This window comes from Sessilibacter sp. MAH1 (assembly GCF_054658315.1).
This window is the reverse complement of record NZ_BAAGIC010000005.1, coordinates 1-13167: the sequence shown is the minus strand read 5'-3', so window position 1 is coordinate 13167 and position 13167 is coordinate 1. Positions and strand designations below refer to the sequence as shown.

The window sequence follows — 13167 nt, the reverse complement described above, 5'->3', positions numbered from 1 at the left end:
AATTAATTAACAGTTAATAGCATGTAGGCGGTATTAAAACGACCACTTTCGGGCACCATGCAAAATATGGTGTCGCCGCTTTGGTAGGTTTGCGTTTTTAGAAATTCGTCGAGCATAATAAATAGTGACGCACAGCCGGTATTGCCTCGGGTATAAAGGTTGGTGTACCACTTGTGTTCGGGAATCATCGCGCCGGCGTCGGTTAATAATTCAAATATTTTGCCGCGAAAGTGATCGGATGAATAATGGCACAATACGTGATCAATTTTATCAACATGCACCACGCCTTCTCGGATAAGCCGTAAAAATCCATCCACACCTAATTTAACAATATTGTCGAGCAGCCGAACGTCTTGTTTAAGCAACAATGCTCCCGCCTGTTCTGCCTGTGCGTAGGTTGCGAAATCTTGCCAGGTTTTACCCACTTCGGGATTGGTCGATCCCTGTTGCATACCCACGGACATGCACACGGGTAAGGTATCGGCGTGAGAAAAACTGCGTTGCCATTCAATTTTTACGCCGCCACTTTTGGGGTGGTCTTCTAACAGTAATGCACCGGCGCCGTCGGATAACATCCAACGTAAAAACTCGGCATTAAAATCTACGGCATCGCTACAGGCTTCGTAACGACTGGCCTTGAATAAACGCGACGGTAATTCGCTGGCAACAACTAATGCACGTTTGTGTTCGCCTAGTCGTATTAAACTGGCGGCATTTTTTAACGCCATCATGCTGCACGAACAGATTCCGTGGCTGCTAAATAACTCCACGTCTTCCATACCCAGCTCAGCTTGCACCTGTGATGCAAAACCCGGTAACACCAAATCGCCCTGACTGGTGGCAACACTTAAGAGCTTTATTTTATTGGCACTGATACCTGCTTTGTCTAAACAGGTATGTGCGGCGCTCGCTGCGAGCTGTTGATTTAAATAAACGGTATTTTGTTTGTTATCTATTGCGTAATGACGGGTTTTAATGCCGTTAGCTTTGAGTATTTTATTTTTTAATCGACTGGGTTTGCCGTTAACCATTCCTAGATGCGCTTCGATATTGTCGTTATCGATCGCCTCGCCCGGCAAAAAACTTCCTGTGTAATTTATATAAGCGTGCATTATTTAGATCGACTCAAGATGTAATTCGCATTTTTTGCGCATTTCTGCTTTTAATACAGCGAATTAATTCTTCTAAATAAGGAAATACGCAAGCGACTGCCATAAAGGTTAAATATACGGGTAGGTAACCATTGCCGCCGGGTTTTTCCTGTAATTTTTCGAAGTGTAATTGGCCTTGCCAATTTAATTGGATTAAATCTACCAACACCTGCCAGTTAATGACCAAAATAATAATCAATAAATACAGCGGTAAAGTGGCTAGATAACTGTGGGCGTGCATTTCCCAGATGGATATTTTGCGAAGATTTTGCGCGTAATTGACATCCCAGTGCGCGACCAGCTCGTGGAGTATTAACGCGGCGAAACAGATCAATAATATTAATACGTTTACGCGATAACTTAGGCACAAAATAATGGGAATCCCTATTTGTATTCCCATTACGCAATGCATCAAACTTTCTTTTATACCGGAGGTAACTTCAATATTAGTGGCTTTGTGACAACACCAATCCACAAAACCTGCGATTCCCCATAGGGGCAAAAATAAAAACAATAATAAATTAATCAGCAGGTCTGTGGTTTCCACTATGTTGCATTACCTTTGCGTTTAGAGAGCCGTTTTCTTTACATCGAATAATAAACTATAGAACACCGGTACTAGAATGAGTGTTAACAGGGTTGCGAAACTTAAGCCCGCCATAATGGTAATGGCCATACCAATAAAGAAGTCGTCGTCCAGCAGCGGAATCATACCCAAAACCGTTGTTGCCGCGGCCATTAACACCGGCCTGCTACGCGAGATGGCTGAATCCACAATGGCTTTATAAACCGGCTTACCTTCGGCTTCATCAAGGCCAATTTGCTCGATTAACACAATCGCATTTTTGATTAGCATGCCCGATAAGCTCAAAAAGCCCAGTAACGACATAAAGCCAAATGGTTCGCCAGTGGCGAGCAATCCGAAGCTTACGCCGATTACAGCAAAGGGTACGACCAGCCAAATAATGACGGGTTTACGAATGGAGTTAAATAACACCACTGAAATTATTACCATCAATATAAAGGAGCTGATAATCCCACCTTTTAATGCACCTTGTGCATTACCGGACGATTCGAATTCACCACCCCATTCCAAAAAATAACCTTCGGGTAATTCTAGAGCTTCTACCTTGGCCTTGACTCGTGCGTGTAATTCGCTGGCAAGTTCGCCATCTACGGGTTCTGCGCCGGTAGTAATGGTTAGGTGACGGTTTCTGCGATGAATCTGCGGATTTTGCCAAAGGGTTTCAAAACTGTTCACCACCTGCCCAATGGGAATGTAGGCGTTGGCACTGACACTCCATACTTGGATATTTTTAATTTGCGAAATATCTTGGCGTTCCACTTCTGTGGCACGTGAAACAATGGGAATTAACTCGTCGTCTTCACGATAAACGCCAATGCGTTTGCCGACGAAGTTGGTTTGCAATGCACCGTTTAGATCATCGCGAGAAACTCCCGCCAATTGCGCTTGATTGGGCGCATATACGGGATTGATGGTTTTAACCGGTTGACGCCAATCGTCGCGTACTACTATTGCCCCTTCTGACTCAAAGATTTGTTTGGTTTGCTGGGAGAGCTTACGCAATACTTCGGCATCGTCGCCGCTAAATCGCGCTTCTATCGAATTCTTAGGTGCTGGTCCTAAATTAAAGCGCTGCACCTTGGGTTGGGCGTCTGGGAAGTTCGCCGCTAAATAGTCGCTGATTTTTGGAAATAAACTGTTTATCTCGGGATATTTATTCACTTCAATTAATAAAAAGCCGTAGCTGGAATTATTAATTTCGGGTGCGTAGGTCAAAATAAATCTTGGTGCACCCTGGCCAATAAAACTCGATACCGATTTTACTTCGGTTTGGTTGCGAATAAATGCTTCGATTTGTTCGACGTCGGCTCGGGTTTCACGAACATCAGAGCCTTCTGGCAACCAATAGTGAACCATCATAAAGGGCATGGTTGATTTTGGGAAAAACGAACCTTTAATTTGCCCAAATCCGTAAACCGCCACACCCATTAATAAAACAGAGGCAATGGTGGTTAGCGCACGTTGATTTAAGCAGCCCACTAAAAACTTTTTATAGGCGGTGAATAAAAAGCCTGAGTACACATCTTTTTGATTATCGGTGACGTCTGTTTCTGGAATTAACCAATAACACAGCAGCGGCGTTAAGGTTAAAGCCAATACCCAGCTGGTTATGAGTGAAAACAACATCACTTGGAAGAGACTGCGACAAAATTCTCCGGTCGAGTCATCCGACAAGCCGATGGCAGCAAACGCTAAAATGGCGATGAAGGTTGCACCTAATAACGGCCATGCGTTTTGTTCCACCACTATCTTTGCGGCGGCCAGACGCTTTTCACCCTGCTGAATTCTTACCAGCATGCCTTCGCAAATAACGATGGCGTTATCGACTAGCATACCCAAGGCAATAATTAAGGCACCCAGAGAAATTCGCTCTAGGGCAACACCTTCGAAATCCATCAGTAAAAAAGTCGAAACGACCGTTACCAACAAAACAATGCCGATAATTAAACCCGAGCGCCAGCCCATAAAAATCAGCAACACTAAAATAACGATGCCAATGGCTTGTACTAGGCTCCAGACAAAACCATCGATTGCACGGGTAACTGAGTCGGCTTGTTTTATAACGGGTTCGGCTTCTAAACCAATCGGCACTTGTGTTTGCAATTGATTAAGCCGCTCTTCGATATTTTCAGCCAGTGTAATTACGTTACCGCCAGACGCTGTAGAAATCGCCAAACCGATTGCGCGCTTACCGTTAAAGATCATTTGTGCCGTGGCGGGATTTACGTATTCGCGTTTTACGGTTGCGATGTCTTTTAAAACAATTAAGCGCCCGGCGCCGCTTTGGCCGGGAATAATTAAATTCTCGATGTCTTTTACGGCGTTAATGCCGTTGGCGGAATTAATGCGAATATAATCGCGACCAATTTTTACCTGACCAGCCTGTGCCACGGAGTTTTGCGTGGTAAATAATTGCGCGATGGCTTGCGGTGTAATTTTAAGTTGATTCATGGTATTGCGTGAGAATTCGACGTAGATCGCTTCTTGTTGCACACCCCACAAATCCACCTTGGCGACGTCTTTTACCAAGGACAATTCTTTGCGCAGAAATTTTGCGTATTCATACAATTCTTTATCGCTATACCCGTCGCCGGTTAGCGCGTAAACAATGCCAAATACATCGCCATAGTCATCGAAAATTTGCGGCTCGCCTGCGCCCGGCGGTAGATTTTGTTTAACGTCATTTATTTTGCTGCGTAATTGCTGCCAAATCGCCGGTAGGGTTTTTTTATCGTATTGATCTTTCATCGATACGGTAATGGTCGATAAGCCCGCCTTAGAAACCGAGGTAACACGCTTGAGTTGCGGTATGCGTTGGATTTCGGTTTCTAACACATCGGTGACTTGTTGTTCGACCTGCTCCGGCGTAGCACCCGGATAACGGGTAATAATAAGCGCGTCTTTAACGGTAAATTCCGGGTCTTCTAATCTCGATAAATTAAAAAAGGCGATCACACCGCCAATTAATAAAGCGATGGCAAGTACCAAGGTAACGGTTTTTTTCTCGATGGCGTATTGAGCGATATTCATATTATTGTCTCGCTCTTACAAGGTGTCGCCGACATAGAGTTTTACCTTGTCGCCTTCGTGCAGGTAATTTGCTCCGGCGGTAACAATTCTTTCGCCTTTATTTAATCCCGAAATAATTTCGATATTTTCTTTCGATAATTCTTTTGCCTCTACCACTCGCGACTGAGCTTGCCACAATTCGTTATCGATCTGAGTTAATACCCAGACTTTGCTTTCTTGTAAATTATCGATATTCGCAATAACAGCGCTTTCTGGAATCCAATAGCTTTGTGCAGTTTTGTCGTCTGTTTCAAGCAACACCTCTACACTCATACCCGCGAATATTTTATCGGTTTCATTTTTGGTTAAATTTAAAATCACTTCAAAAGTTTGCGTAACAGGATCTACCTCACTGGAATATTCCCGCAAATCCAGCGCGTATTTTTTATCGGGTTCATTGCTGGTTTTTGCAAAGGCTTGTATTTGGTCGCGTTGGTTTTCAATTGCAACGATTCTATTTTCGGGAATATTAATCGTGACTTCTAAGGTGTTCGGATTTTGTAAGCTGAGAATTGCCTGCTTTGCTGTGATGTCTTCGAAATTCTCGACGAAACGACCAGCGATAACACCGGAAAACGGCGCCGTTAATTCGGTGTCTTCTAGGGCTTTTTGAGCTTGATCTAGATTTGCCTCGGCAATATCACGCTGGGCTTTCTTCTGATCGTATTCCGATTGTGATACCAGCTGTTTTTCTAGCAGCGGCTCCATACGACTGAACTCTGCCGATGATCGATCTAACTCTGCCTGGGCGGCTTTGACTTCGGCGGCGTAATTACGCTGGTCTAGCTTCGCTAGGACCTCGCCTTTTTTAACACTCTGCCCGGCTAACACATTCAGCATTTTTAATTGGCCCGAGACCTGAAATGATAAATCGACCTTTTCGAAAGCCTGGACTTTTCCTGGAAAAGTCCAGCGCGGACCACTCACAGACTCACCCACCACAATGGATTTTACCGGCCTAATTTGCTCGGTTTTACCAACCTCTTTTTGGTCGTTGCAGGCCGAAACGCCAGTAATGGTTATTAGGATAAAAAGGTACTTAAGGGGGTTTTTGAAAACAGACATGAGATTTGCTCAATCCAAATGGGGTCTTTACGATGCTTTTTAAATTTTTGGCCGAGAGCCAAATAAATTTGGTTTAGTGTAAGGGATCGCAACAATGCTATCACTGACCAATTACCGCAATTTGTATGATGTTTTTACGCAAACAGGACAGCTTTTTATTACTAAGATGTTTTAGCAGCGTTTACATGATTGGTCTTGATATTTATCTACAGCTACTTGGGGATTATTTGTTTATAAACTGAGTGTAAGGTGTTTTTAACTTAAACGATAAGATCTTAAATAATTACTAATGCCTTAAATAAAAAACCCGGAGTTAAATCCGGGTTTTTATTCAAATCTCTGCATCAACAGCTATTTTTACACATCCAAATTCGAAACCGCCAATGCGTTAGTTTCGATAAATTCGCGACGCGGTTCCACTTGGTCACCCATCAGTGTTGCAAACATTTGGTCGGCACCAATGGCGTCTTCGATGGTAACTTGCAGCATACGGCGGGTTTCTTGGTTCATGGTGGTTTCCCAAAGTTGCTCTGGGTTCATTTCACCAAGACCTTTGTAGCGCTGAATTGCGTAACCACGTTTGGATTCATTCATTAGCCATTCTAAGGCCTGTTTGAAACTGGTGGCCGCTTCTTGCTTTTCGCCGCGTGCGATAAATGCGCTCTCTTCCAATAAGCCATCAAGCTTTTGGCCTAATTCACAGATAGAACGGTACTCGGCACTTTTGAAGAAATCTAAGCCAAATCGGTAATCGGTAGGCACTCCGTGGGCGGTGATGGTTACCTTTGGTAGGTAAATGTTACGTTCCACATTGTGTTCTGCGGTAATTACATAGCTGGCGCTGCCCGAACGGTTATCGACGAGCATTTTGCCTTCGAGTTCTGCACACCATTTGGTTACTTCGCTTTCTTGGTTTAGATCTTCTGCGGCGAGTTTAGAGATGTAGATGGTTTGCTCTAGAACATCGGACGGGAAGACTTTATCCAGGCGTGCAATGGTCGCCATAACAGCTCTGTATTCGTTGACCAATGCTTCTAATGCGGAGCCTTGAATCGGTGGTGCATCGGCATTAACGTGTAATGCCGCGCTGTCCATGGCCGCTTGCAACAAGAACTTAGTCATAGCGTCGTCATCTTTGAGATATTGCTCTTGTTTACCTTTGGAGATTTTGTACAAAGGTGGTTGAGCAATATAAACGTGACCACGCTCGATTAGCTCGCGCATGTGGCGGAAGAAAAAGGTCAGCAATAAGGTGCGAATGTGCGATCCGTCCACATCGGCGTCGGTCATGATGATAATGCTGTGGTAGCGGAGTTTATCGGCGTTGAATTCTGAGTTACCGATGCCGCAACCTAAAGCGGTAATAAGCGTACCAACTTCGGCGCTGGATAGCATCTTGTCGAAGCGGGCTTTCTCTACGTTAAGAATCTTACCCTTCAACGGCAGAATTGCTTGGGTTCTACGGTCGCGACCTTGTTTAGCAGAACCACCCGCCGAATCACCTTCCACAAGGTAAATTTCAGAGAGTGATGGGTCTTTCTCTTGGCAGTCGGCGAGCTTACCCGGTAAGCCTGCGATGTCTAAAGCACCTTTACGGCGGGTCATTTCACGCGCCTTACGTGCGGCTTCACGAGCGCGAGCCGCGTCTATCATTTTAGAGACGATGGCTTTTGAGTCGGCTGGGTTTTCCAATAGGTAATCATTCAAGGCGTTACCCATTTCTTGTTCAACCGCCGCTTTTACTTCTGAAGACACGAGCTTATCTTTGGTTTGGGAGCTGAATTTTGGATCAGGAACTTTCACGGAAATGATCGCAGTCAGACCTTCACGGGCATCATCACCGGTGGTGTTTACCTTCTGTTTTTTCGCAAAACCTTCGTTTTCGATGTAGTTGTTCAAGCATCTAGTTAGCGCACCACGAAAGCCCGCAAGGTGAGTACCACCGTCTCGTTGAGGAATATTGTTGGTATAACAAAAGATATTCTCTTGGAAACTATCATTCCACTGAAGCGCAACTTCTACGCCGATGCCATCTTCGCGAGTAGTGGTAAAGTGTAAGACGTTGTTGATTGGAGTTTTCGCTTGGTTTAAGTGCTGAACAAATGCTCTTAGACCACCTTCGTATTCAAAGACTTCTTGTTTACCACTGCGCTCGTCACTCAACACAATACGCACACCTGCGTTTAGGAAAGATAATTCGCGCAGACGTTTCGCCAAATAATCAAAGTGGAACTCGATATTGGTGAAGGTAGCTGGTGATGGCTTGAAGGTCACCGTGGTGCCGGTGGAAGACGTTTCGCCAATGATACTCAGTGGCGCTTGCGGTACACCGTGATAGTAAACCTGTTCGTGTACTTTTTTATCGCGACGAATGGTTAGGGTGAGCTTTTCTGACAATGCATTAACTACGGACACACCCACGCCGTGCAAGCCACCAGATACCTTGTAGGTGTTGTCGTCAAATTTACCACCGGCGTGTAACACCGTCATGATTACTTCGGCTGCCGATACACCTTCTTCGTGCATTTCGGTTGGAATTCCACGGCCATTGTCGCTGACTGTGACGGATTCATCAGTGTGAATAACAACATTGATTTCGGAACAGTGGCCAGCTAAGGCTTCATCGATGGAGTTATCGACAATCTCGAAAACCATGTGATGGAGGCCTGAGCCGTCATCGGTGTCACCTATGTACATACCAGGACGCTTTCTTACCGCATCCAAACCTTTTAATACTTTGATACTGGATGAGTTATAGTTGTTTTCTTCTGTCATTTCATTTTCTCCGTCAGACAGCAGCGAGATTAATGGCGCTGTCTTTTTCCAATTCTTTGAATATTCCATGTTCCACGTGAAACACTTTTATATTCTGTTCTGTGGCGATGATATCGCTGAAATATGGTAGATCTACTCCGGTAACAAACAATTGACTACCCAAATTCAAAAACTGTCGCAGCAGTATCTTGGCTCTATTCTTATCAAGCTCCGCCGGTAAGTCATCGATCAATATAATCGGCGCATTACCGAAAATATCCTTGTAGCAATTAGCCAACGCTAAAAAGAAGCGGCAGACTACCGTTTTTAACTGGCCTCGGGAAAGCACGTCCGTTACTTTTTTACCGCCAGTGGTAAAAAGCAGGTCCGCACGATGAGGGCCTTTCTTTGTGGTCTGATAGCGTCTGTCTTGATCAAAGGATTCCAACAAACATTCTTTTAGACTTTGATCGTGCTTCCATCCTTGATCAAATCTGAAATCCAACTCGAAGTCTTTCTCGTGCGTAGATAGTTCGTTAAGTTGCGTCGCCAAGATTTCAAAAACCTTAGCTCGATAGTCGGTAATCTTTTCGCCAAAATCGGAAAGCTGAGGTGCCCAGATATTCACATCGCGGGCTTGGGTTTCCTTCAGCTTCAATAGAGCATTGCGTTGTTTAAGCACCTCACGGTACGACAACCAGTTAACGTGAAAATTTTGTTCCACGTGAAACACTAACCAATCTAACAAACTTCTACGAAACTTAGAGCCACCCGTTAACAACTCAAAAGACTGGTGATCAATCACCAACAAAGGAATTAATCGAGCCAGTGCTGAATTATTCTGGAGAGGTTTTTGATTCAACCGAATAGAGCTACCCTTGCCTATCGATTTCTCCACACCTATTTTGTAGAGCGTATTACCGTCGCTGGCTTCACCAAAAACGGTCGCTGCCTTTTGATCACGAGCTATGACGGGCGTTGTTAAATGGGATCGAAAAGATTTACCGCTGGAAAGTATCGAAAGAGATTCGAGAAAAGATGTTTTGCCGCTGCCATTTAAGCCGCAGATCACGTTCACCGAAGGTGAAAAGGTTAGATCTAACGGCTCAAGATTTCTAACGTTGCTGACTAACAAACGCTTGTAGTACAAAAATTTTATCCAAGATAAGTTACATACGCATTGGCATAACAACGTACATCGAATCACCACCTTCTGGCTCTTCAATTAACGCGCTGGCGTTAGAGTTAGAAAGCGTAAATTTAATGGTTTCACTCTCCAATACGTTAGTGACGTCTTGGAGATAACTGACGTTAAAACCAATTTCGAGCTCTTCACCGTGGTAGTCCACAACCACTTCCTCGTTAGCTTCTTCTTGCTCCGGATTATTTGCGGTGATGGTCAGTAAGCCATCGTTAAGAAGCAGTCGAACACCACGATATTTAACATTGGATAAGATGGCAGCCCGAGAAAACGCTTCGCGCAACTCAGCTCGTGGGCCAAATACAATCTTATCGCCACCACGGGGAAGCACACGTTCGTATTCGGGAAACTTGCCGTCAACCAATTTAGACGTGAAGGTAAAAAACTCGGAGCTGACTTGGATATGACTGGGACCAATACCTATGTCTACGCTGTCTTCGTTGTCGTCAAGCAAACGGGCCAATTCCGAAATACCCTTGCGAGGCACAATGCAGCTGTAAACATCGTTAATACCGGTTTGTAGTTCGGTATTTTCCGATAACGCAAGTCGATGACCGTCAGTCGCAACCACGCGAAAGCGGTTGGCACTGATTTCCCACAGCATACCGTTCAAATAATACCGAACATCTTGCTGGGCCATGGCAAAGCCGGTTTTCTCGATCAGCCGCTTTATCGTGTGTTTGGTACACTGAAAGCTGATCTCGTTTTGACGAGAATCTGAAGCGGGAAAATCACTGGCAGGCAAGGCAGATAACTGAAATCGGCTGCGGCCGGATTTCACCAAAACGCGCTCGTCTTTTAGCTCAAGAGTAATTTCAGATTCGTCGGGTAATGATCGGCAAATATCGGTAAGCTTTTTGGCGGGCACCGTAATTTCACCAGGTGTGAAGTCATCGTCCAAAACTACCCGAACAATCATTTCAACTTCCATATCTGTGCCAGTCAACGACAAGGTGCCGTCTTTGTGCAATGACATGTATACGTTTGCCAAAATAGGCATGGTTTGGCGTTTTTCTATAACGCCCGCAACTAGTTGCAGCGGCTTAAGTAGCTGCTCACGAAACACCTTAAACTTCATTACAAAAACTCTAAAAACCTTATTCGCAAAAAGATAGACTGCACAGATTTAGGTCTTTAATGATACCTTAAAACGCCGCTAAAGCTGAGTAAAAACTACCAAGAATCAGCGCTTTATCGATGTTTTTTAACGCCTAGAAAAGACCAGGAACAAACTCCTTATTAATAACCCTCAGGTTGTTAATAAGCGAGTTAGGTTTTTAACGTCGGTTTGAATATCGGAATCCAGCTCGCGCAGCTCTTTAATTTTTCGGCACGCATGCAAAACCGTAGTGTGGTCACGACCACCAAAGGCATCTCCTATTTCAGGTAGGCTGTGATTGGTTAACTCCTTTGACAGCGCCATAGCGACCTGACGCGGCCGAGCCACGGACCGGCTGCGACGCTTGGAGTGCAAATCACTGATTTTAATTTTGTAATACTCCGCCACCACGCGCTGAATATTCTCAATGCTAACCTGTTTATCTTGCAAGGCCAGAAGGTCTTTAAGAGCCTCGGTGACCAAAGGAACATCAATAGAGCGACCGGTAAAGTGGGCATTGGCAATAACCCGCTTTAAAGCGCCTTCCAATTCGCGAACATTCGAGCGAATACGTTGAGCAATAAAAAACGCCGCATCATTGGGTAAATCAATATTCGACTGCACCGCCTTTTTCTTCAAAATAGCCACGCGAGTTTCAAGCTCCGGCGGCTCAACGGCAACGGTTAATCCCCAGCCGAACCGTGATTTCAAGCGCTCTTCTACACCTTTAATTTCTTTCGGATAACGATCACAGGTAAGAATGATTTGCTGGCCACCTTCTAACAATGCGTTAAACGTGTGGAAAAACTCTTCTTGAGAGCGCTCCTTACCAGAAAAGAACTGAATATCATCAATCAACAAGGCATCAACAGAGCGGTAGTACCGCTTAAAGTCATTAATAACGTTAAGCTGTAGGGCTTTTACCATATCAGCCACAAAGCGTTCAGAATGCAAGTAAACAATCTTAGCGTTAGGGTTACGCTCAAGCATGGCGTTACCGACCGCGTGCATCAAGTGAGTTTTACCCAAACCAACACCGCCGTAGATAAACAACGGATTGTAAGCACCCCCTGGATTTTCTGAGACCTGTTGAGCCGCAGCCAAGCCAAGCTGGTTAGATTTACCTTCGACGAAACTTTTAAACGTAAAGTTAGGATTTAAACTACCAACGTGCTTAATGGCACCTTCGACCTGTACGTCTTTTTTGCCGTGGTTATTTACCAAAGGCTTAGGCGTATTTTGGGTGTGCGCAGTAAAAGGAGAACCTTGAAAAGTTGCCGTGTTTCGACCTGGACGCTTATTAAAAATACGCGGATCCAGATTTAAACTACTGGCCGCCGAACGAGGTACGGAGCCATTTTGTCTGGAGAAATTCTCAGGTGTAAAAACACCAGCATCACCACGATTAAAACCGGATTGATCATCCGAGCGGGTATTTTCTTCAGAATCTCTACCCCACCCGTTATCCTGAGACGAATGATCAACGGCGGTTGAATAACCACCGCCACCAAACGCAGAGTCCAAATCACGCTCTTCAGGTATGGCCTGAGAATTAAAACCGTGATCGGAAAAAACATCACCACCACCGTAATTACCGATGGCAGAACTATTGCGCGCAGAGCCGCCAAAGCCGCTTTCCCGGACGATATCATTAACATTGGCAGAGGATTCGTCAGCCCACTGGTTGGCATCTAAACCGAGATCACTACCGTTAGTGTGAAAGCCATTAGAACGCTGACCAAAACCAACAGATCCGCCATTACGATCGGCAAACCCAGACGGGGACGCAGTGGAATTATCGTCGAAACCGTGCGAACGAGAGTTATGTTGGGCTGGCGGACGATTAGCCGTATAGGAAGCGCGACCGCCAGCTCCACGGGCCGCACGACTGATGCGTGCCACAGAAAGATTTATGCGCTGAATCTGCCCGTCGTTAAACTCGCTGACAAGCTCTTCGATCCTGTTTAAGAACTTAGAGTTTACCCAATCTAAAACGAAGCGATTGGGAGCAACGACGTTCAACACCCCCTGCTCAAGGTTGTCGTCCGATAACACCAAAGGTCTGATCCAGGTGTTAAATTGCTGTTTAGGCAGCTCTTTTTCAAGACTGGAAACACATTCATTCCAAACTGACTGTGGCAAAACTAGCTCCGATATTTAAACAAAAGCAAACCCAAAAACCCCAACGATAATGAATATCAGAGAGTCTCAAGCGCCATGGAAAAGATTTTTATTTAAACGA

At 44.9% G+C, this 13167-nt stretch carries 8 protein-coding genes and 1 pseudogene; all 9 read right to left on the bottom strand.

Features of this window, described 5'->3' with window-relative positions; all coding sequences use genetic code 11:
• Window positions 1-2: 2 nt before the first annotated feature.
• Entirely contained in the window at window positions 3-1112 is a 1110-nt protein-coding gene (locus ACYQ28_RS06535) for a beta-ketoacyl-ACP synthase III (protein ID WP_460048949.1), read from the bottom strand.
• A gap of 13 nt (window positions 1113-1125) precedes the next feature.
• A complete protein-coding gene (locus tag ACYQ28_RS06530; protein ID WP_460048947.1) occupies window positions 1126-1698 on the bottom strand; it encodes a diguanylate cyclase in 573 nt (190 codons plus the stop codon).
• 21 nt (window positions 1699-1719) lie between these two features.
• Window positions 1720-4767 (bottom strand): efflux RND transporter permease subunit, encoded by a 3048-nt coding sequence (locus ACYQ28_RS06525; RefSeq protein ID WP_460048946.1) that lies wholly within the window; start codon window positions 4765-4767, stop codon window positions 1720-1722.
• A 15-nt stretch (window positions 4768-4782) separates the two neighbouring features.
• Window positions 4783-5871, bottom strand: coding sequence for an efflux RND transporter periplasmic adaptor subunit (locus ACYQ28_RS06520; RefSeq protein ID WP_460048945.1), 1089 nt, complete (start codon window positions 5869-5871; stop codon window positions 4783-4785).
• A gap of 357 nt (window positions 5872-6228) precedes the next feature.
• Window positions 6229-8646, bottom strand: coding sequence for a DNA topoisomerase (ATP-hydrolyzing) subunit B (gene gyrB, locus ACYQ28_RS06515; protein ID WP_460048944.1), 2418 nt, complete (start codon window positions 8644-8646; stop codon window positions 6229-6231).
• A 13-nt stretch (window positions 8647-8659) separates the two neighbouring features.
• Window positions 8660-9775: a DNA replication/repair protein RecF gene (gene recF / locus ACYQ28_RS06510; protein WP_460048943.1), complete on the bottom strand. Its 1116-nt coding sequence runs from the start codon at window positions 9773-9775 to the stop codon at window positions 8660-8662.
• Between the two features lie 19 nt (window positions 9776-9794).
• Window positions 9795-10904, bottom strand: a complete 1110-nt coding sequence (dnaN, locus tag ACYQ28_RS06505; protein WP_460048942.1) for a DNA polymerase III subunit beta — start codon at window positions 10902-10904, stop codon at window positions 9795-9797.
• A gap of 171 nt (window positions 10905-11075) precedes the next feature.
• The gene (gene dnaA, locus ACYQ28_RS06500) at window positions 11076-12827 is read right to left on the bottom strand and encodes a chromosomal replication initiator protein DnaA (RefSeq protein WP_460049262.1); all 1752 of its coding nucleotides are present in this window, start codon (window positions 12825-12827) and stop codon (window positions 11076-11078) included.
• Window positions 12828-12878: 51 nt separating this feature from the next.
• Window positions 12879-13067, bottom strand: a pseudogene (locus ACYQ28_RS06495) (DnaA N-terminal domain-containing protein); the annotation flags it as partial.
• Window positions 13068-13167 lie beyond the last annotated feature (100 nt).